The organism is Nocardia sp. bgisy118 (assembly GCF_057708605.1).
The window spans coordinates 1-20,630 of record NZ_JBYISM010000001.1 but is presented as its reverse complement, the minus strand read 5'-3'; the positions used below and the strand labels follow the sequence as shown (position 1 = coordinate 20,630).

Genomic DNA, 20,630 nt, shown 5'->3' with positions numbered 1-20,630 from the left:
GCGCCGGTCACCCGGACGCCCGATCAGACGTAGGTGTAGGACACCCCATTGCTGGTTCCACCCGAGCCGGTGACGGTGACCTGCACCGTGCCCGTCCCCGGAGGCGCGATCGCGGTGAGTTGCGTGCTGGAATCCACGGTGAAGGTAGTGGCGGTGGAGCCGAACCGCACCGTGAGGGGGCCGGTGAACCCGGTGCCGGTGATCGTGACGCTGTTGCCGCCCGAGGCGGGCCCCGTAGCCGGAGAGAGGGACGTGATGGTGGGCACGACGACATAGGTGTAGGTCACCCCGTTGCTGGTTCCGCCCGGGGCGGTGACCGTGATCTGCACGATGCCGGTTCCGGCGGGCGCGACAGCAGTGATCTGCGTGTCCGAGTCGACCGTGAATGAGGTTGCGGCCGTGCCACCGAAGCTGACTGCGGTGACGCCTGTCAGATTGGTGCCGGTGAGGGTGACCGTGTTCCCGCCGGTGGTCGGCCCCTGTGTGGGACTCACACTGGTCAGGGAAGGAACCGGAAGATAGGTGTAGGACACGCCGTTACTGGTTCCCCCCGAGGATGTGGTGACGGTGACCTGCACCGTACCCGACCCGGGAGGGGCGATAGCCGTGATCTGCGTGGAGGAGTCCACCGTGAAGCTGGTCGCCACCGTACCGAACTTCACGCTGGTGACGATAGGGACGAACCCGGTGCCGGTAATCGTGACACTGGTATTCCCCGACGCAGGCCCGGAGGTCGGAGAGAGGGAAGTGATGGTGGGCATGAGTATCTTTCCTTCGAGAGTCGATCAGAGCCCGGTCCGACCCTGAGGCAGTGGGCCGGGGCAGAGTGTGACGCTGCCGGGAGCCGGTCCCGGGCAGTGGCACGAGAGCCCGACCGCTGCCATAGCGGTACTGCCGATGACGTTGCCAGCGGTCGGTAATGCGGCTCACCGGTACGGTGACGCAGTTGCATTTCGAGCAGGAGGCGTCGCCAGGTTCACGCCGCCACTCTCGCCATTGTTTTGGAATTGGCTACATTTCCCCTCGCAGAAATTCGACTTGGAATAAAACCATCCCCAACATACGCCTGAGAAAATCGGAGCGCAAGAATACGTCCCGAATGCGAGCCGCGAGTACGAGCAGGTCAGCGATGGTTTCCGGGTAGTTTTCACGATTTCCAACGTCAATTTATCGTGAATTCCAACGGCGTTTTATCACCAATTTCGACAGCACTTCGGCTCGAGTTATCGACAACCTGCGACAACATGGGCGATGCACACCATTTCCGAATCCGGAACGTTTGTTTCTCACATACGGTCCGGGCCCTCCGATGGGTCCGAAGCGGGGCGCCGGCGAGCCATTTGCCGAGCAGCGCAGCGGCAGGTGCGGTGCGAGTCGGGGGGATCGGTCGGTCAGCGGGGGTCGGTGGGTTCGGTTGCCTTGGCACGGGCACCGCGATAGCTGTGAGTGCCGGTCTCGATGATGTTGCCGCCGAAGGTAAGTCGGTCGATGATGGCGGCGCAGAGCCCCGCGTCGGTGAATGTTGCCGACCAGTCGGCGAAGGTGCGGTTGGAGACGATCGCGACCGACTTCCCCTCCTCACGTTCGGTCAATACCTGAAACAGCAATTCGGCGCCGCGTCGGTCCAGCTCTGTGTAGCCGAGTTCGTCGATGCAGAGGAGGTCGACGCCGCTGTAGCGGGCGATGGTGTTGGTGAGCCGTTTGTTGTCGACGGCCTCGATCAGTTTGTTGACCAGCCTGGCAGCCAGGGTGTACCTGACGCGGTATCCGGCCTTCGCCGCCTCGGTGCCCAACGCGATGAGCAGATGGGACTTCCCGGTGCCGGAGTCACCGATCAGGCACAACGGCTGCCCGTCCTTGACCCATTCGCAGGTAGCGAGAGTACGGATCACGGCGGGGTCGACACTCGGGTTGGCACCGAAATCGAAGTCACGCAACGTTTTGGAGCGAGGGAACCCCGCGGCCTTGACGAGCCGTTCGGAGCGGCGGCGGGCTGTCAGTTGTTCCGTCTGTAGCTGTGGTCTGCGTTCGCGGACATAGGCACTGACTCGCTGATACGACACGTCCCTCATGCCGTGCTCCTCGAGCAAACGGTGATAGATCCGGGTCGCCGTGTGTTGTTGCCTACGAGGCACATCCAGATCGGCGCGCAGCACATCGTCGATGAACGGCTTGTAGGGATCCAGCTTCTGCGGTCGCGGCGGATACTCCTTACGCGGCTCAGGCCACACCGACTCCGTCGCGTTGGCCACCGTACGCCACCCGACCCTGTGCTTGCGCTCGATCGCACGCATGGACATTCCGGCGCGAAGATCCTGGCGGATCGCCGCGTACAGTTCAACTTTCGACATGTCAGACACCGGCAGGCTCCCCTCACCCCGCGACCCGTAATTCCACTATAACCGCAGGTTCTGCCGCGAATCCGTGACTCCGCAACGCCCCCGTCGAGATTCGTGAGCAAACGCTGTCACGGTTGATGAACAGGCCGTACTACTGCTCGTGCGCGTGGATTCAGCACCACTTGGCTCTGGCGGGACAGACGGTCCATCCTCTGCCGTCGGGGCGCGGTACTCGATGCCACTTCGACTGCCCGGAGTTGCCGCCGGGTTTCGTGGACGGTTCGGAACGCGGCACCTGCCGACGGACACCAGCGCCCGGCATTGTCGCCCAGGCCGAGTCGTCGACGGCACCATGATGGGCTGCGATGTCGACATAGTCGTCGGTTGTGGCGCTGTGAACTCCGAAACCGATCACGACGGCCACGGCCGCGGCGACCGCGATACCGGCGCCACGAGTGAAGCATTGCGTGTTGTTCGAGCGCATGTGGTGAATCTCCTGGGCGTCGAAGTCGATCGCATCATCCATGGCGAGCTCTTCGGTCAGGCTTGCCGCTGTCCGCGAGGGCGGCGCTGGGCGCCTGTTCGACGCTGACCACATTCGCGGTTGAGCCGATGCGGGCGCCGAGGTCGGCGAAGAAGCGGTTGGGGTCGATGACCGCTTCCGGTGGATGGACTCCAGGCGCTTGTGCGGTGCCGTCGAGGAGCTGGGCGAGGCCCAGTGCCAGGGGGATTCCGGTGAATCGGGCCATATCGGCGGTGAATCGGGCGATTTCGGCGGTATGGGTGAGATGGGCTAGGACCGTGCGGTGTTCGCCTCCCGCGCTACCGGTGACCGCGGCGAAGAACGGCGGCAGGGTGCCGTGCGAGCCGAACGTGGTGGCGCGGGGTATGGCTCGAAGCGTCCGCCGCAAGCTGGGCTCGGCCAGCTCCCTCGCCGCGGATTCGTTGGTGAGTCTGCCTTTGTCGATGTCGGTGCGCAGCACATCCAGGTAGGCCGCGGTGCCCGGCGTGACGACCATGAGGTTTGCGGCGTCCCCGGAGGGCGCGAGGGATCGGTGCAGGGTGACCGGTTCGGGGTGTCCCACGGTGTAGGCGGTGCCGCGGCGCCGGCCGGGTAGGGCCAAGGTGACCGCGCGTAAGGGCGCTTCCTCGGTCAGGAGGCCGCCGCGGACGACGGTGATGGCGCCGCTGATCTGCTGCATCCAGTGCACCGCGGCAGCCGATGGTTCGCCTCCCGCGCCCAGCGTTTCGGCGGTGTTTAGCGCCTCGGGAACGTCGACGGGCCATGCGGTGTAAGCGTTTTCGACGCGATCGAGGTCTCGGGCGGCTCGGGCCGCGAGCAGGTTGCTCACCCCGGGGCTGGCTCCCATGCCGATGATCGCGCACACCCCGGCGCCGCGGGCCGCGGCGTCGAGTTCGAGCATCCGCAACGTCGGCTCCCAGTCGTCGCAGATGTCGAGATAGTGCGTCCGCGTCCGGATCGCCGCCGCCAGTATCGACAAGCCGAAGCGGTAATACGGCCCGACCGTATTGAGCACCACGTCGGCGTCGCCCAGCGCGCCGTGCAGATCGTCGGACTCGGTCACATCCACCCGGCGCGCGCGGACGACAGCACCGTGTCCGGCCAACGCCTGGGCCAGCGCTTGCGCCGCGGCGAGGTCGCGATCGGCCACAACGACTTCGGTCACGGCGGGCAGAGTGATGGCAGCTCGGACGGCCGCCGCTCCCATTGCCCCGGACCCGCCCAGTGCGAGAACTCGCATGGCATCTCCCATCAAAATACAAACGATCGTTTTTGATACGAACGAATGTATCATGATCACATTCGGTATCACACCCCCGGAGGAACACATGGGCGCCCGCCTCGCGGTCGGTCGGTTCGAAGATCACTGCGGCGCACACGATCACGACCCGTCGTGGCCGATCCGCAGGCTTGTCGCACGAGAGGCGTGGTGCGGCATCGTCATCGGTTCGGTGACGCTGCCCTTCATGCCCCCGGCCGCCGCCGCGGTACCGGACTGGGCGCAGTTGCTCGGGCTGGCCATGCTGGTGCGCGCGCTGATGCTGAGGTTGCGCTGCTGGCGTGAGCTGATCGCACAGGGGCTGAGACGGTCGGGAATGCCCGCTTCGGCCCGGCTGCGCGAGCAGGTGCGAGGCGAACGCCGTATTCGCCTGGGCGCTTTCGCGGTCGGGGGTGCGACTGTGGCACTACTGCCGATTCCACCGACCTGGGTCGGATTCTGGTTCGCGCTGGGCGTCGCGACCATTGCCCTGGCAGCGATGACGCTGGTCGCCCAGCAGACGGCTACCGTTGCGCGCCGCCGGCCTCTCGGCCCGCGTCCTCGACCACGTCTCCGATGACCTCGGCGTAGAGCCGGAAGAGGCGCAGCCGATCCTGCGATGATTGCCGGCGCAGCAGCTGTGCCCAGCATTCGGCTACCACCGCGCGGGCGTGCACGCCGGGCCACGGTTGCGGCACCAACTCCGGCGGCAGCAGCGGGTCGGGGTCGGTGGCCCTGGTGAACTCGGCGGCGAGTTCGATGGCTACGGTGAGGATCTCCGATGAGGACAGCTCCCGCGGACCGGTGAGTCGATCGAGCCGGGCCCGGGCGACACCGAGCAGCCGGTCATGGCGCGCGGCGATCTCCTCCAGCGGCCACAGCCGGGCGACGATCTCCCGCGGCGAATCGAGCTCGCCCATGCGGAGATTCGTGGTGGTGAGGCGGGTCGTGTAGCCGCCGACACCGAGTTCGTCGACCAATGCCTCGATGTAGGGTTCCCACGGATTCGGCGAGACATAGAGCCCGCCTTGAATGGCCGCGCCGCCGAGGTGGACGATGCCATCGCGCATTGCATCCCGCGCCTGCCGCTCGACCTCGGGAATGGCGAACGCGACCAGATGCCAGTTCCCATCCCAGGGCGCGGCGCCACGGTCCTGGTCGTACATGAAGCGGATGAACTCGACGTTCGGTTCGACCGCGCCGCGGATCTCCGCATCGACCCGCAGCGACGCGCGACGGCCGCGCCCCTCCTGCACGAGTTGCCCCTCGGCGACGAGTCGCCGAATGTGCAGGCGCACCTGCTGATCGGTCATGCCGAGGGCGTTCGCCACCGCATAGAGCTCGGCCGCGTCGATGGTCGCATCCTCCCGGATCATGCTTTCGACAAGCACCCTGGTCGGTATATCGACCTCGACGTCCACGTTCTCTCCCTCTCGCAGCAGCAACCCCGGCTATTCGTTCAACTCTACAACGATAGTTTCTGATTTGAACGCTACGGTGGGGTGATGCAGTCGCACCGACGGAAGTCCATCCGCATCCTGATGTCGATCCTGGCCGTCGTCGCGGCGTGCGCGACGGCAGGCAGGGGGGTGGTGTATCAGCACACCTACGACCTGCGAGAGGAGCGCGTCACCATCCCGGGTGCGCGGCAACCACTACAAGGCGTACTCGCTCTCCCCGGGCACGGCGAGGGCCCCTTCGGTCTGGTGGTGTTCGTGCACGGCGACGGGCCCAGGGGTGCCACCGGCGAGACGTTCTATCGGCCGATATGGGAGTCGTTCGCCGCCGCCGGATACGCCTCGTTGTCCTGGGGCAAGCCGGGAATCAATGGGGCGCAGGGCAATTGGCTCGACCAGAGCATGGCCGACCGGGCCGCGGAAACGCTCGCGGCCATCGAATGGGCACGCATGCGAACGCGGATCGATCCAGACCGGATCGGACTGCGGGGCGCCAGCCAAGCCGGCTGGGTACTGCCCGAGGTCGCCGCACAGGATTCCCGGTTGCGGTTCATGATCGCGGTCTCCCCCGCGGTCAACTGGCTACAGCAGGGCCGGTACAACACGCTTGCCGAACTCCGCGAGCGTGGCGCCACCCGAGCAGAGGTCGACGACGCACTCACCCGGCGGGAGCACACGCTGACCTTGCTCGAGCGGGCCGCGACTTTCCCGGAAGCCGAAGCCGCGGAAGCGCAGGCACCGGGCTCACAGCCAACCGCTGGCGGTTCATCCAGAAGAACTACACCGCCGACGCCACCGCCGACCTGGCGCAAGTACGGATCCCGGTACTGCTGATACTGGCCGAGCACGACCTCAACGTCGACATCGCCGACACCGAACGCACCTATCGGGCGCAACTCGCCCGGCCGGACCAGCTTCAGGTGCGACGCTACAGCGACGCACGACACTCGCTGGTACGCAAAAGCATCGAGGACAGTGCGGTGAAGCCCTACCTCATCGCGCTCGCCGCACCACGCAAACTGTTCGCGGAGGGTTTCTGGCCGACCAACGCCGCTTCATCCAAGACACACATGCCTGCGCGTGAACTGGCGAGCATCCATCAATCCCGAGGGCACCCCTCGGTGACATGTCCTCCGAATCCGAGGGGCTCGAAGCCAGTGGGCCTCCGTGGAGCTGGGCCAGGCGTACCACGAGTCGTGAAGGCCGCCGTGTCGCGAGGGTCGGCGAACCTCCATCGAGATCCCATGGGGTGCATGGCTACTTCGTGGCGTACTGTCGAGCGCGCGAACCAGATCCCTTGCGGCGACGCGGTTTCCGTTTCCGCCAACCGTGCCCGAGGGACCGACGGGAGGCGACTCTGCGCACCGCCGGATGAGGGTGCACCAGCGCAGGCGAAACACATCACCACACACGGGCTTCGCCACACCATCCCCACCTGGGTCGAGCGCAACTTCGGATACGCCGTCGCATACGCCCACGCCGCACGCGGCGGCGGCCCGCTCCCAGCGGGCAAAACACATCTGGCCGATGTCGAGGAATGGGACGCGGCCGGCGAGCGTGATCATCTGTCGGTCCGTCGGTGTGCCGATGAACTTGCCCCAGATCGCGGAGTGCCACTGCGTCCGCGGACGAGTGAGTCGGCGTGCTGGTCGCGGGTCACCCGCAGAAGTTCCACCGGGTTGGGCGCACGGCCAGTGATCGGCAGACGATTACGCCCGCCGATCACCAGGGCCGGTCGGTCTGTCCTAGGCGCAGGTTCCCGCTGTCACGGCGGGAAGGTCGCATTGGGCGGCGTGAGGGTAGTACTCACCCATCTGCGCGGCGGTGTCGGCCGGGCTGGTGCCAGGGGCGACGCGCTGGATGGCCGAGTCGAAACTGTCCGCGGGCAGCATGTTGCGCAGCATGAGGATATGAACGCTGTCCGGGTGCTCTTCAGACCACGGGACGAAGGTGGCGCCGGGGATGGATTCGACTGCGGCACGCTGGGATTCGTCGGCCACGATGTAAGTGTAGTAGCCCGCGGCATCGAGCCGGGTCTCGGAGTCGGCGCGGCAGCCGGTATCCATCGCGCCGCCGGGTCGCGGGTTGTAAACAACCGGACCGAGAACAGAGGACAGGTTGTTACACAACGAGAAGTAGCGCACCTGCGTGCCGGGCTGCGGCCATACGTTCGGCTCCGAGCCCGCCGGGACGGTGGGAGCTTTGCCACGGACGACGACCACCTTGTCATCGGCCGGGCGAGTGGCAGCGGCCACAAGGTAGGCGTTGTCGCCATTGGGGAAGGCGCCCGCGCCCGTGACGCGGACGAAGTCGGTTCTGTCGGCAGTTTTGCCCGGAACGAAACCCGCCAGTGTCTGGACGCCCTGGAACGCTTGCGCCACCATTCCATCACCGGAGGTCGCGACGCATGAGTCGTAGGTGTGCGCCACGCCGTTGGTGGTGACGGTGACCTGCGGCAGGCTCGACGGATCCGGCGATTGGGCGGGCATGTACATGCGGTAGATCAGGTATCCGCGACCGCTGGTGACTCCGGCGGGCGCCAGTGGCAGCACGTTGGGGTCGCCCGCATGCGCGTCCGGGCGCACGGTGATGGTGTACTCGCCGCCCGGCGCGCTGGACTGCTGCCACGGATTGGCCGAACCCGCGTCGGGTGCGATGCCGTAGTCCGCCAGCGCGGAGGCTGCATCGTTGGTAAAGCTGGCGCGGTTGCTGTCGTAGGTGTTGAACGACATGTAGCGGGCGTCGGGGAACCGGCCCTTGATGGTGAGCGTGGTGTCGGGACCGACAGTGTAGGGCATGGCCCAATACCAGGCGTAGGTATCCGGGTACGCGACATTGACTCGGTCGAGGGTGCGTGGCGACAGTTCTATCGCCCATGCGCAGGATCCGCCGCCCGAGCTACCGGTATCGGCCTGCGCCGCGATCGGAATAACGAAGGTGGCCGTCATTGCTGCGATTGTGATGACTGAACGCAAGAGAACTCTCATGATCGATGATATTAGCAACTGATGATAGTTGTTCTAACGCAACGTGGCGTATCCACAGAATTTCCACAGACGAATTCAGGGCCGGGAAAGAAAAGAGTGACACACTGGCCGCAGTGTGTGCCATGGTGATTACGAGGTCGAATATGGGATGTACACGGATGAACGCAACGAAGACTTGCAGGTAACGTCAAAACTGCTGTGTAGCTGGATATCTCGGACGGACCGCATCGCAGGCGAGCGATTCGGTCATCGCTGAATTTGGAATGAGAAGACGCCTGCGGTTCTAATGCAGGAACATAGGCGATCGCATATTTGACGGAGCATGACGTGAGTCAAATTCCGAACAGATCCCGGCATCCTATTCGTGCTGGCGTTGGCAGTATTCGACGTGTCGCGCTTAGGCGATCGAAACGGTTCGGCTCGGTCACCGCGGATATGACGGGATCGGCGATGGCAATCGGTGGCGCGCCAGTCGGATTCGAGAAAGCGGAGTGCTTCCCGGCGATTTTCTGGCGCAGTTCCGACTCGAGTATGTCCTGCAGGTTCGTGACGGACCGCAAGTACGGCCCGAAAATTCGCCAGCCGAAGCGGAAGGCCGCCACGTGAGCGGCCGCCAATGCCGCGGTCTGCTCGTCGCCGTGACGGCCGCGGGAGAGGTCGAGCAGTTTCTCCATGATCGGGAACCGGTCCTGCAGTTCCCCAACCTCGTAGCCGTCGAGCAGACACCGGGACCCGTGTCGGGTTGCATGTCCGTCGCCTTCACTGTAGTCACATGACTACTACCTCCAATCCGGTGTAACCCGTCGACCGAGACCGCTGACCTAACGGAAGATTCGCCGGCGGCATGCGGGCGGCGCTGCCGCATCGCCGCCGACATCTCCCGCGAGGCCGACCATCGGCCGCTTCCCTCGTGACCCGAGAGCCACCATCCGCAGACAACGGCGGCATCCGCTCGAAGAAGCGTGTCCGCCAGACATGTCATGGGATGCTCCGTCGTCGTCGCGGTGCGGGAGTGTCCCGCGCCGACCTCACTCTTCCATAAACTGTCATCTATGACAAATGTCGCTTATGACAGTTTTTGCGAACGGGGTGACCGGGGACCACTCCTCGGGCGCTCCGAGCACGCGGATCGTCGAAACGATTTCGGTGACAATGCCTTTCGCGATCAGCGCGACGAACCACCCGATGAGCCCGCTCTGATCCCGCTGGCCGATCCGGTCGGCAGCTGGGGGCGAGCGTCGGGCACGCCGGTTCCGTCGAGGTCGAGCAGCCCGTCATCGTGAGCGTAGGGGCTTTGCCCGGGCGGGGCGTTGCGAGTGGTGATGTACTTCCACAGCCCGCTCGCCAGCGCGGCGCCACCGGCCACCAAAGTGCCGGCCACTCCGCCGCCCGCGGCGAACGCAGCCATGGCCACGGGGACCGTCGCGATGCAGCCGGGTCCCACCACCGCACACGAGGCCAGACCGACGGCGCCGCCCACCAGCGCGCCGATCACGCTGCCGACCACTGTGCCGATCACGGTGTTCCGTGTCAGGTTGGAGGCGAGCTCGTCGAGGGCGAGCTGTTCTTCCATCGGTGAGGCGATGGCCTCGGTCGCCGGTGGCCGAAGGGTCCGCAGGTCGGGTGTGAGCCGGACGGTGTGGGCATCGTCGGAGATGACGTAGCGGATATCGCCCTGCTGCCCATCGAGCACGAATCCGAGCGGCAATGCCGTCAGCATCGCGCCGGTGCGGTCGCTGATCTGCAGGCTCCGATCGTCGGAGACGCCGATCGTTGCCTGGTCGACGGTCATCACGACCGACCCATCGACGATCGTGGCGTTGTAGGTCGGTTCGGCCGGTTGAGCGCGCGCGACCGAACTTGCCATCACCAGCGAGGTTAGGAGGGGCCCCGCCAGGCAGAGGGAGCCGATTTTCATGAGTTTCTCCTGCACGGTCGTCCTACCGCGGCGTCTCGGGGGACACTGGTGCCGTCTCGACTTGCCGACCTCGGTAGTACTCGCCGTATTTCGACTGCCCCGGAGGTGCCTGAAGCGTGCGGACATACTCGTAAAGCGCGTACGCGGTAGTGGGTGCGCCACCAAGGGCGAAGCCGACGAGGCCGCCCACACCACCTGTCAGGGCCATGATCGGCAGGACGGCGACGACGCAGACCAGACTGAGAGCCACACATGATGCCCCGGCGAGCGCGAACCCGACGGCGATACCGACCGTTGCACCGATCGCCGTGCCGACAAGGCTGCCGATGGAGGTTCCGATACTGACACCGTTGATCAGGTCGTTCATCGCTAGCTGATTCTCCACCGGCGAGGCGACCGGCTTCAGCGTGCTGACGTCCACGTGCGAAGTATCCGGAGTCAGCCGCAGACTGCGCCTGTCAGCAGAGATCTGGCGAAGGATGGGGTAGCGCGAGCCATCAAGGGAGTAGAACAACGGGAGGGCGTCGAGCGCGACATCGGCGGCATTGCGGACCAGGACCGCTTGTCCGTCGCCGGAGTCGGCGAAGTTGCCGTTGTCGAGGGTGGCGACGATATCGCCACCGTCGACCACTGCGCGGTAACTGACTGGCGCGGCCGCGACATCAGGCTCAGCATGGACCACCGCGGCCGTCGCGAGCTCGAGGGTCGCGGCGGCGAGCAGCGCTATCATCATGGTTCGAGTGCTTCTTCTCATTGATTCCTCATCTGCCGTCCAACTGGGCCCGACGCGGCTGGTTGAGCCAGGACGCGTATGCCGGATCCCGATAGTCGTGAAGGACGCACATATGGCTCGTTCCTTGACGACATCCGGCACCTGTCGAGCCGAGTAATGACCTGAGTCGCAATCACTGTTGATCGTGATCTATATCTCAGGCTTTCGTCAGCCTTGCATAAAATGTCATACATGACAATTGTCATTTCTGACAATTTGTGAGGACCTGTGCTTGCGTCACCGTGGTGCTCACTGGATCGACGCTCAGCGACGTCCCACCAACGGAGAAAGCCGATCCACGATGCCTGAGGCCGGGCGGATCGGCTGGTTCGATACCAAGACACCACCGCGCACGTGCTATGGCTGGCGGCGGGTGCAGGGGTCGAGGCGGGCGCTCCCACGTCCGCCTCGACCATGAGTGATGCCATTACTGAGCGTTCAACACTCCGCGCGCATCATCTTCGAGATCGATGAATTTCCCGACTGCGGTCAGCGGCCGTCACGTAGTGAGATGAGGCCGCCGAGCACGCCGAGATAGGCGGCCCCGTCGGGCCCGAGGGCGATGCCCGCGTAGTTGTTGTTGAACTGCGGGCCAGCCCCGGATTTCTGCTTCCACACCAGGTTTCCGGTGCGGAAGTCCAGAGCGGTCCAATACCAGGGGTCGGTGACTTCGGCGCCCTTGGTGTAGGTGTAGATCAGCCCGGTGGCCAGCGACAATTTCGATACCACGCTCGGGGCGGCCACGGTGTCGTTGGTCCACACCGTATGGCAGCCGCCGCCGTCGGGGTCGATGTCAATGCGAGCGAAGCCGGCCGTGGTGGTGCGGCCCCCCAGGGTGGCATCGGGTCCGGTGTACCCGTAGTTGTTCTCCACGATCAGCGAGTTGCCCGCACCGATGAGCGAATTCTCTGTACTGCTCGCGCCTTTCGTGAAGACCGGGATCGAGCACACCTCACGCTGCGCGGCAGCCGGGTCGGTGCGGTAGACAACCACGTTCATGGGGTCGGCATTGTCGGTGATTGCCACGTACCCGCCCGGCAGCACGGTCGGTGTGGTGCCGCTACCGTCGTCTACCTGGCCGGGCTTGTGCTGTCCACTGTTGGCGTAGGTGACTCGCCAGCTCACCTCGGGCGCGCCGCTGGGTCCGGCATGCAAGCGCAGCAGCTCCCGGTTGGTGTTGATGTAGACGTCGCCCACAGCGCCGACAGCGAAGGAGTTCTCGATCTCGCCATCGGCGCCGTCACCGAGCCGGATCACCTGTACCGCACCGGTTTCCGGGTTGATGGTGCCGACGACACCGTTGGTCTTGGCCACGAACCACAGCAGCCCGTTGGAGTCGGGCAGTACCGAATTCAAGGTCTCCCCCGGGCGCAGCACGCCGGTCAGGTCGTAGTCATGCTCCAGGGTGAACCCGACGGCGCCCGGATTCTCGGCCAGCACCAGCACGTGTCCGCTGTTCGACCCGATCACCGCGCGATCCTCATTGTCGAGAAAGAAGTACGCTCCCCCACCGAAATTGGAGAAGACGCCGGGTTTCAGCAGATCGGTCGGCGCCAGGCCAGGCAGCGCGTATTTTCCGAGCACTTCCATGGTCGCCGGGTCGATCAGGTACAGACCGGAATTCAGACCTATGCAGGTGGTTACGATGCGCCCAGCCCGGTCGAAGGCGATGGAAGCACATTCACTGCCCAGCACTAGGGAGTTCACCTGAGCGGCGTGCCCGAGAGGCCCAGGGCGGGTGTAGGTGTCGCTCATCCAGCCGTCACCGTGCAAGTTCCCGTCACCGTTGGGGGCAAGGCCGGGATGCTGCGGGATCGGCGGCACGCCCTGAACCGGCTGTGCGACAGCGGGTGCGCCGAGAAATCCCGACGACAGATCGGGAACCGACACGATCGGCCTAGCGGCGGCGATGCCGCCACCGGTCGCGACGGCGCCGGCGAGTACACCCGCGCCGAGTAGCTGCGCCAGGGTGCGCCGTCGGCCAGGCCGCGGTACGAGCGGGGACGTCGAGCCCATGAAAATCTCCTGTATTCGCTTGCGACTCAACTAGCATTCGCTAGTCGACTTAGTTGAAACTGACTCGTGCACAACAGATTCCATGCGGCATGACATGGTGCGAGTTGACAGATCGTGCGCCGCGATCACACACACTCGGCCGTGGACGCCCTCTTCACCTACGCGGCGGCCCGCTCGGCGCTGCGAGCCATGAAACCGTCAGGGATGAAGGTTTTGGGGCTCCCGAGTGGCAGCTGCAGGTGACCTACGCTGCGCACAGCTGAGGCTTTCGAAATCTGCGGGTGTTCCGTCGTAGGCGCCGGTTGAGAGGTGGTCGCGCATTGCTTCGCGTCCGTGGTCGACGGTGACGGTCTGGATCGCCTCGCGGAAACCGGGGTCAGCGAACATGTTGCGCAGCGGCACCTGCTTGTCCGGGGCCTGAAACGACGTTGGCGTAGCGCCCCTCGGTGTCGACGGGAGAGCGCAGGAGTTGCGGCACCGAAATCCAGTACGTGACGAACCGATCTGGCAACTCCACGTTGATCTTGTCCGAGTTCACCTGCACCGGCCGTGCGCACTGATCGGCAACCGGACTCGCAGTCGCGAATCGTACAACCTCTCGTTGTGATGGGACGAATGTCGATGTGCCCGACGCGCGACAGACATCGGGGATGTGAAGTGCGCGAATACACGCAGACCGATTGCGTCCTGCCGTTGTTCGACGCAGCGTCGATGGGCCAACAGCTAGGAGTAGCGCGACATCAGTTTCGTTCGGGCACGGCCCCGACGTCGGCGTCGGCGATGCCCCAGACTTGTGGGGCCACCGCAAACGCCTGCCGAACCAATTCCGCCAGCGACGGTCGAGGATCGGCACCGACACTGCGCAACTGCAAGTCAAGAATCAGTACAGCTCGCAGAACGGCAACTGCCGTCCTACCGCATACCGCAGCGCGGAAGTCGACGTCGATCGGCACCAGAGTGATGCGAGTCAAACGGTTCCGGATGGCGGTCGAAAACACCTCTTTCGAACCTCACCATCAGCGAAGTCACCGACCGGCCCAGCCCGAGACCGGGCGGCGATCCAGATACAACGACAGGGCATTCGGCCGACTCTGGTCCTGAAATCTCGCGATCAGCTGGATGATCGCGCGCGCGACTGCCCATCAAGGGCGGCTCGTCATCAGGCCGGACCTCGATCGATTCGACGATGACCGGCATCTGAGCCAGCAAGTCCTCGACCAGCAATTCCTCCTTGCCGACGAACGGTCGCGGGCCGCACCGGAAGAAAGTGCGCTCGGTCACTCCGGCCCAATCCGCGATCTCACGAACGGTCGTCGCGGCGTAGCCCCGCTGGGCGAACAGGCATGTGACGGCATCCAGCAACGCCTGTCGCGTCGCCGGCTTGTTCAACTCACGCCTGCCAACTCTGGGCCACGTCGACAACCGTAGCGCGCCACGCATGTCAGTCATGATTGATATTCTCACCCCAATTCTGTCAGTTCTGTCATTTGTCATTACTGACACTACAACGGCACGCCCGTGCCGGGCAACACAGGGACAATTCAGCCCGGTTGAGCCGCGTTCTACCGGGCCCGACGACGGCCCGGGAAGCCGGAACACCTACATCGGATCGGGTGAGTCGCCGACGTCGCGCGGGCGGCTCACCCTGGGCAGTGCCGTCGGGTCGGGCAGTGCCGTGGGTCCTGCTAATGTCGATAGTGATGCGCGTCTCAGACGGGACTCAGCCTCGCGAAAAATGCCAGTCATACGTGGTGCCCGCATGACGCCGCGCAACAGATTCACACACAATCCGCCGTCGACGCGAGACATTGTTGCGTGCCGCGGGAGACCTCTGCCGCGCACGGATGAATCGACCGGTTCCGAGAACCACCGGCAATGCAACCCCCATGCGCGTCGGCGGCGGTGATCGGTGCACGGCGAGTGTCGAAACCGGTGTGCGCGCAACCCTTTCCACTCGGATATCGGCGTGCGTCGTTGCCGGTCTGCGCGGATCGAGCGTTACTGCACGGATGGTGTCGAGACCACGCCCGGATCCCAGGCCTCGGATGCGACCGCGAAGGCTTCGTGGATCAGCCCCGCCAGCGGCGGGCGGGGTTCAGTACCGATACTGCGCAGCTGCAGGTCGTGGATCAGTGCGCTCCGCAAGACGGCAACTGCCGTCCTGCCGTATACGGCCGCGCGGAACTCGATGTCGACCGGCGCCGGATCGAGACGAGCCAGACGATCGCCGAGTGCGCTCGCCATCGCCTCTTCGAACTTCAACGTCAGCGACGCCGCCGACCGTCCCAGACCCGAAACCGGGCGCCGATCCAGAAACAACGACACGGCATTCGGCTCATGGCGGTCCAGAGCCAGCTCGATCAGCTTCACGATCGCGCGCTCCACCGCAACCAGGGGCGGCTCCTCGTCGGGTCGCGCTTTGATCGATTCGATGATCACCGGCATCTGAGCCACCAGATCTTCGACCAGCAATTCCTCCTTGCCGGCGAAGTACCGGAAGAAAGTGCGCTCGGTGACTCCGGCCCGATCCGCGATCTCGCGAACCGTCGTTGCGGCGTAGCCCCGCACGGAGAACAGGCTGTTGGCGGCATCGAGCAACGCCTGACGCGTCGCCAGTTTGTTCAACTCACGCCTGCCAACCACCTCTGCCACATCAACCACCGTAGCGCGCCAAACGCGTCAGTCATGACTGACACGGGACCCTGAATCGCCCCGTGTTTCGTGCCCACCTCTTTCCTTGAGAGGATGGGCAGATCATGCCAGCGAAGTACGATGCAGCGACCCGCGCGAAGGCCGTGTGGTTGGTTCTCGATCACCGTGAGGACTACCCCACCGAATGGGCGGCGATCAAGGCCGTCTCGTCGCGGCTGGGGATGACCGCGGAGACGCTGCGCAAGTGGATTCGCCAAACCGAGATCGACTCCGGTGCGGCCGAGGGGACCACGACCGAGGCGGCCCGGATCATCCGGGAGCAGAAACGCAAGATCGCCGAGCTTGAGCAGACGATCGAAATCCTTTCGGCGGCAACGAGTTTCTTCGCGCGGGCGAGCGACCCGCGACAGAATTAGTCTGCGCGTTCATCGCCGAGCATCGGGCTCGGTTCGGGGTCGCTCCGATCTGCCGTGCGCTCACCGCGCACGGCTGCAAGATCGCCTCGAGAACCTTCTACGCCTGGCTGTCGCGGCCGGCATCGAAACGGGCGCTGTGGGACACCGCGATCACCGAGATCCTGGCCGGCTACTGCGAACCCGACGAGACCGGCCGCCGCAAACCCGAATCGCTGTACGGCGCGGAGAAAATGTGGGGCCATCTGCGACGCGAGGGCATTCCGGTCGCCCGCTGCACGGTGGAACGGCTGATGCGCGCCAACGGATGGAAAGGTGTGGTGCGGCGCAAGGCGATTCGCACCACCGAGGCCGATCCGGCCGCGTCGCGGGCAGCGGATCTGGTCGACCGGAATTTCCGGGTTCCGGCCCCGAATCTGCTGGTCGTCGCCGATTTCACCTACGTGCGCCTGGCCGGTGGCGGGTTCGCCTACATCGCGTTCGTCATCGATGCCTACGCCGGGCGGATCGTGGGCTGGGAATGCTCGACCAGCAAACAGACCGCGTTCGTGGAATCGGCGATCCGGCAGGCGGCGGCGCTGCGGGCGCGTCAGGGGCGGCCGTGGACCGGGTCCACGATTCATCATTCGGACGCGGGCCCGCAATATACATCGGTGAAATTCGGTGAGACACTGATGATTTCGGGCCTTCGTCCGTCGATTGGTTCGGTCGGGGACGCCTTCGACAATGCGTTGGCGGAGACCACGATCGGGCTCTATAAGACCGAGGCGGTTCGCGATGATTCTCCATTCCGGCGTGGTCCTCTGCAAGGGCTGGCTGATGTCGAGCTACTCACCCACGAGTGGGTCAGCTGGTTCAACAACTCCCGGCTGATGCACCGGCTCGGCCGCCGACCACCGGTCGAGTACGAAGCCGACTACTATTCGACCTGCTCCGAACAACCGGCCGGAGACAGATAACCCGGTGCGCACGGAACCCGGGGAGATTCAACACGATTTATCATGCGGGCCAGTTATGTGGGCCAGGAACGGCAATGCCAGGATTTGCCGTCCCACTCAACGAGAAACGGCACGGCATGCGGCAGAGGGGTTCCCCACACCCGAGCGCCGAGACCGCATAGCTGCGCCAACGTCACACTGAGGCTGGCCACATGACCGACGAGCACGACGGACTCGCCGTAATGCGCCAGTGTGATCTGCGTTAAGGCGACGGTCATCCGGGCCACCACCTGCGAACCGGATTCACCGTCGGCTACTCGTCGCCGGAGCTGCCGGTCGACTATCCAGCTCCGCAATACCGCTGCGGTCTGCCGCCGGACACCAGGATCGGTGGTTCCCTCTGCTGCGCCGATCCCGACCTCGGCCAGATCGGGCAACGCCACGATATCGATGTTCCGACCCGCTACGACAGCGGCGGCGGTCTGCCGGGCACGCAGCGCCGTGCTGCAATAGACGCGGGCAATCTGCTCATCGGCCAGCACGCGGGCGGCATCAGCGGCTTGACGGAGACCATGAGATGTCAACGGTGACTTCGGCACAGCGCCGGCCACACCGGCAGTGACGTTCTCCGACTCACCGTGACGCAGGCACCACACCCGAACACGACCATGCACGAACCCATCTTGCTCCACCCGGTTGAAGCCATCACCAACAGCCACCGCGGCGACCGTGGCAATATTGCCGTGCACACCCTGAATTGCCGCGAACGGTCATCCTGGTGGTCGAAAGCCGCTGGGCGGTGACAACAAAGCTGCCGAATCTGTGACAGAAACGCGGCCTCGCCAACAGGATCTGCCACCTCAACAGCGCCCACCAGTGACAGTTATGGAGCTTCGTCACAGCTGGCGGCTGACCCACGGTGCCCACTCAGGGTTTCTGTCACTAGATCGGCAGTGACAGCTGCTGATCAGGCCGGCAGGTCTGCCCTCGCCAACCCACCGCTCACACCGTCGTCTGCTCGAACAGATCACCGCCGAAGGATTGATGGTCTCGGAGTATCCGCCGCAAGCCCCGGCGACCAGAGATCAGTTCGTGCAACGCAATCGGATCACCGTCGCCCTGTCGCGTGCGGTGGTGATCGTCAAAGGCGGCCGTGTCCGCGGCAGCACCGTCAACACCGCCCGGTGGGCGCGCGAGCTCGCCCGACCGGTGTTCGCCGTGCCGGGCCCGATCACCCTCGGCGGCCTCGGCAGGCCCGCACGCCCTGATCCGCGACGGGCACGCCCGCCTGATCACCCACGCCACCCAGGTCATCGACGACCTGCACACCACGCCCGGCATCTGAACCACCCCCGGAGTATTCGCCCTGCCATTCCTCGGGCACATGCCTCATCCTCCCGTCCGATTCCCAGGAGGTTCGATCATGCCCGCAACCACGACCGCTCCGGCGTTGCCGACGCTGCCGCGCGCGGACTACGCGCGTCTCGAGCAGCGCGGCCTTGCCGGGGCGGTCCCGGCGATCCCGGACTCGGCGGTGGCCGAGCGCTGGCGCACCGACTACCCGGGGTGGCGCGGCCGCTAGTGGGCCTGGACCGGCGGCGACGACGATGTACTGCGCCTGCGCCCGACCAACGTCGCCCGCCAGTCCACCGCGCGCGCCGCCTGACCACAGCCAGGCACTCGCCACTGCGTGAACGCGCAGCCGTTTCCCTTTCTGCGATAACCGTTTCCGGCGCGGCGGCTTTACCAGCGAGGTGGGGTCGCCGCGCCCTTGTCTTTGTGAGGAGCTGTCTTGCGTCCGACCACGCTCACCGTTGTCACCGACTCCACCACCGAATCCGACTCCGTCGAGGCAGAGGTGTCGCTGCAACCTGAGGGATCGACCCGCCGCTACATGCGCTTCCTCGGCCAAATCGGCGCTACCCGGGATTTCGCACTGCGACGTCGAACAGGCCGCCGCCGACGAGATCGACTACCACGCCATCGACATCGACTTCCCACCGCACCAAGCAGCCTCGAAGGAGACGAAATCCCGTGGCTGACAACACCGACGATGCCCAACCGCCAGCCGCCGACGAGTCGATCGCGAGTGTTGTTCACGGCTACTGGGACCCGGGCCCCGAGCCGCGGCTACGGGTGGACGATCCCGGTGAGTTGATCGCGGCGCTGCCGGCGTTGATCGAATTCGTGCCCGAACGATCGCTGGTGGTCGTCGTATTGCGCAGGCCGGCCGCACCCGGATCCAACTCGACCATCGGTCCAGTCCTGCGATTCGATCTCGGCCAGGACGGCGGCAAGCGGAGATTGGCGGCGGCCATCGCCTCGGCGGTCGCAGGCATCTGTGCCGCCGAGGAGTCGACCGAAGTGCTCGCGGTGATCATCGATGACCGCGTACGCCAACCGCGCCGAACCCGCACACCAGGTGGTGCCAAGGCGTGGGGCGCGCTCATTGCCGCGTTCGCGCAGCACTTGGCAGGTGACGAGGCGACGCTCAAGGATGCGTGGGCCGTCCCAGCGATCCAGGCGCGTCAGCGGTGGTGGAGCCTGCTCGACACCGATCACCAAGGGACACTGCCGGACCCGACCACCTCGATGGTGACCTTCACCTATGTGCTCAACGGTCGCCCGATATACCGCACCCGCTCGCAGCTGACCGACATGGTTGCCCAGGACCAGGATTCGGCGCAGGAAGTGGCCGCACACCTCGAAGACGCGGCGGGGTACGACGGCTACGTTGCTGCCATCCGACGCGCAGATCCCGATGGCTACCGGCGGCGCGCGCTCGAACGGGTGCTGTATCGGGTCGCCGATCTGGACTCCGGGGCAGTGCCCACCGCGCGACAGATGGCGGAACTGGCTGTGGTGCTGCGTGATCGGATGGTGCGCGATGCGTTGCTCGCGCTAGCGGTGGGCGAGCACGCCGCTGTAGCCGAACAGTTGTGGGTGACCCTGGTCCAATCGCTGCCGAGCCGCGACCGTGCCCAGGCCGCGGTACTCCTTGCCTACAGCGCCTACGTCCGCGGCGAAGGCTCACTGGCGGGCATCGCCCTGGGCGCGGCACTGGAGACGGACCCCTCGCACTCGATGGCCATCCTGCTCGAAACCGCCCTGCGCAGCGGAATGCGCCCGCAAGAGCTTCGGCGACTCGCTCACCACGCGCTCCGCATCACCGATGACCTCGGCATCGATCTCGGGCCGATCCAACACTGACCCCCGGGCATCCACGCAACCCCGGCCGGTGAGCGCCGTCTCCCGACGGCGACACCCCGTCGACGCCAACCCGATTCCTATACACGCCAATAACTCTCGCGAAGGAGCATGACCATGGCTGCCGGAGATACGACACTCACCGTGATC

18 protein-coding genes and 2 pseudogenes are annotated in these 20,630 nt (G+C 65.3%); 7 read left to right on the top strand and 13 right to left on the bottom strand.

Features of this window, described 5'->3' with window-relative positions; all coding sequences use genetic code 11:
• Positions 1-23: 23 nt before the first annotated feature.
• The 4 genes from AC3EO7_RS00100 to AC3EO7_RS00085 all read right to left on the bottom strand — a co-directional run bounded on the left by AC3EO7_RS00100 (position 24) and on the right by AC3EO7_RS00085 (position 4,102).
• Positions 24-761 (bottom strand): IPT/TIG domain-containing protein, encoded by a 738-nt coding sequence (locus AC3EO7_RS00100; protein WP_435590123.1) that lies wholly within the window; start codon positions 759-761, stop codon positions 24-26.
• A gap of 630 nt (positions 762-1,391) precedes the next feature.
• Positions 1,392-2,153 carry an IS21-like element helper ATPase IstB gene (gene istB / locus AC3EO7_RS00095; RefSeq protein WP_488186253.1) on the bottom strand — a complete coding sequence of 254 codons (762 nt, stop codon included), beginning with the start codon at positions 2,151-2,153 and terminating at the stop codon, positions 1,392-1,394.
• A 358-nt stretch (positions 2,154-2,511) separates the two neighbouring features.
• Positions 2,512-2,865, bottom strand: coding sequence for a hypothetical protein (locus AC3EO7_RS00090; protein ID WP_431970946.1), 354 nt, complete (start codon positions 2,863-2,865; stop codon positions 2,512-2,514).
• Positions 2,858-4,102 carry a saccharopine dehydrogenase family protein gene (locus tag AC3EO7_RS00085; RefSeq protein WP_431970945.1) on the bottom strand — a complete coding sequence of 415 codons (1,245 nt, stop codon included), beginning with the start codon at positions 4,100-4,102 and terminating at the stop codon, positions 2,858-2,860. The genes AC3EO7_RS00090 and AC3EO7_RS00085 overlap by 8 nt, the downstream gene beginning before the upstream one ends.
• A gap of 52 nt (positions 4,103-4,154) precedes the next feature.
• On the opposite strand from AC3EO7_RS00085, the gene AC3EO7_RS00080 reads away from it, so the two are divergent.
• Positions 4,155-4,700: a hypothetical protein gene (locus tag AC3EO7_RS00080; RefSeq protein WP_435590121.1), complete on the top strand. Its 546-nt coding sequence runs from the start codon at positions 4,155-4,157 to the stop codon at positions 4,698-4,700.
• Here the strand turns inward: AC3EO7_RS00080 and AC3EO7_RS00075 are convergent.
• Positions 4,645-5,541, bottom strand: a complete 897-nt coding sequence (locus AC3EO7_RS00075) for a PaaX family transcriptional regulator C-terminal domain-containing protein (RefSeq protein WP_435590120.1) — start codon at positions 5,539-5,541, stop codon at positions 4,645-4,647. The two genes, AC3EO7_RS00080 and AC3EO7_RS00075, sit on opposite strands and share 56 nt — an antisense overlap.
• A 114-nt stretch (positions 5,542-5,655) precedes the next feature.
• Between AC3EO7_RS00075 and AC3EO7_RS00070 the strand changes: the two are divergent.
• Positions 5,656-6,614: pseudogene (locus AC3EO7_RS00070) on the top strand (alpha/beta hydrolase family protein); the annotation flags it as partial.
• A 708-nt stretch (positions 6,615-7,322) separates the two neighbouring features.
• On the opposite strand, the gene AC3EO7_RS00065 reads toward AC3EO7_RS00070, so the two are convergent.
• The 7 genes from AC3EO7_RS00065 to AC3EO7_RS00035 all read right to left on the bottom strand — a co-directional run bounded on the left by AC3EO7_RS00065 (position 7,323) and on the right by AC3EO7_RS00035 (position 15,931).
• Complete coding sequence (locus tag AC3EO7_RS00065) at positions 7,323-8,525, bottom strand: hypothetical protein (protein ID WP_435590321.1); 1,203 nt, start codon at positions 8,523-8,525, stop codon at positions 7,323-7,325.
• A 371-nt stretch (positions 8,526-8,896) separates the two neighbouring features.
• Positions 8,897-9,238 (bottom strand): hypothetical protein, encoded by a 342-nt coding sequence (locus AC3EO7_RS00060; protein ID WP_435590119.1) that lies wholly within the window; start codon positions 9,236-9,238, stop codon positions 8,897-8,899.
• A 491-nt stretch (positions 9,239-9,729) separates the two neighbouring features.
• A complete protein-coding gene (locus AC3EO7_RS00055; RefSeq protein ID WP_435590118.1) occupies positions 9,730-10,431 on the bottom strand; it encodes a DUF8020 domain-containing protein in 702 nt (233 codons plus the stop codon).
• Between the two features lie 73 nt (positions 10,432-10,504).
• Positions 10,505-11,215 (bottom strand): DUF8020 domain-containing protein, encoded by a 711-nt coding sequence (locus AC3EO7_RS00050; RefSeq protein WP_435590117.1) that lies wholly within the window; start codon positions 11,213-11,215, stop codon positions 10,505-10,507.
• Positions 11,216-11,743: 528 nt separating this feature from the next.
• Entirely contained in the window at positions 11,744-13,270 is a 1,527-nt protein-coding gene (locus AC3EO7_RS00045; RefSeq protein ID WP_435590116.1) for an NHL repeat-containing protein, read from the bottom strand.
• Positions 13,271-14,182: 912 nt separating this feature from the next.
• On the bottom strand, positions 14,183-14,719 hold the full coding sequence (locus tag AC3EO7_RS00040; RefSeq protein WP_435590115.1) for a TetR/AcrR family transcriptional regulator: 537 nt from the start codon (positions 14,717-14,719) through the stop codon (positions 14,183-14,185).
• A 549-nt stretch (positions 14,720-15,268) separates the two neighbouring features.
• Positions 15,269-15,931 carry a TetR/AcrR family transcriptional regulator gene (locus AC3EO7_RS00035; protein WP_435590114.1) on the bottom strand — a complete coding sequence of 221 codons (663 nt, stop codon included), beginning with the start codon at positions 15,929-15,931 and terminating at the stop codon, positions 15,269-15,271.
• A gap of 95 nt (positions 15,932-16,026) precedes the next feature.
• Between AC3EO7_RS00035 and AC3EO7_RS00030 the strand changes: the two genes are divergently transcribed.
• Positions 16,027-17,294 (top strand): IS3 family transposase gene (locus tag AC3EO7_RS00030; RefSeq protein WP_435590113.1). Its coding sequence is split into 2 segments (ribosomal slippage): positions 16,027-16,300 and positions 16,300-17,294, totalling 1,269 coding nucleotides; the frame shifts between segments, so codons are not numbered across the junction.
• Between the two features lie 53 nt (positions 17,295-17,347).
• Here the strand turns inward: AC3EO7_RS00030 and AC3EO7_RS00025 are convergent.
• Entirely contained in the window at positions 17,348-18,022 is a 675-nt protein-coding gene (locus AC3EO7_RS00025; protein ID WP_435590112.1) for a histidine phosphatase family protein, read from the bottom strand.
• Between the two features lie 292 nt (positions 18,023-18,314).
• On the opposite strand from AC3EO7_RS00025, the pseudogene AC3EO7_RS00020 reads away from it, so the two are divergent.
• The 4 genes and pseudogenes from AC3EO7_RS00020 to AC3EO7_RS00005 all read left to right on the top strand — a co-directional run.
• Positions 18,315-18,449, top strand: a pseudogene (locus AC3EO7_RS00020) (DNA-processing protein DprA); the annotation flags it as partial.
• Positions 18,427-18,618 carry a hypothetical protein gene (locus AC3EO7_RS00015; protein ID WP_435590111.1) on the top strand — a complete coding sequence of 64 codons (192 nt, stop codon included), beginning with the start codon at positions 18,427-18,429 and terminating at the stop codon, positions 18,616-18,618. The pseudogene AC3EO7_RS00020 and the gene AC3EO7_RS00015, both read left to right, overlap by 23 nt.
• Positions 18,619-18,696: 78 nt before the next feature.
• On the top strand, positions 18,697-18,855 hold the full coding sequence (locus tag AC3EO7_RS00010; protein WP_435590110.1) for a hypothetical protein: 159 nt from the start codon (positions 18,697-18,699) through the stop codon (positions 18,853-18,855).
• A gap of 452 nt (positions 18,856-19,307) precedes the next feature.
• Positions 19,308-20,483, top strand: a complete 1,176-nt coding sequence (locus AC3EO7_RS00005; RefSeq protein ID WP_435590109.1) for a DUF4192 domain-containing protein — start codon at positions 19,308-19,310, stop codon at positions 20,481-20,483.
• Positions 20,484-20,630 lie beyond the last annotated feature (147 nt).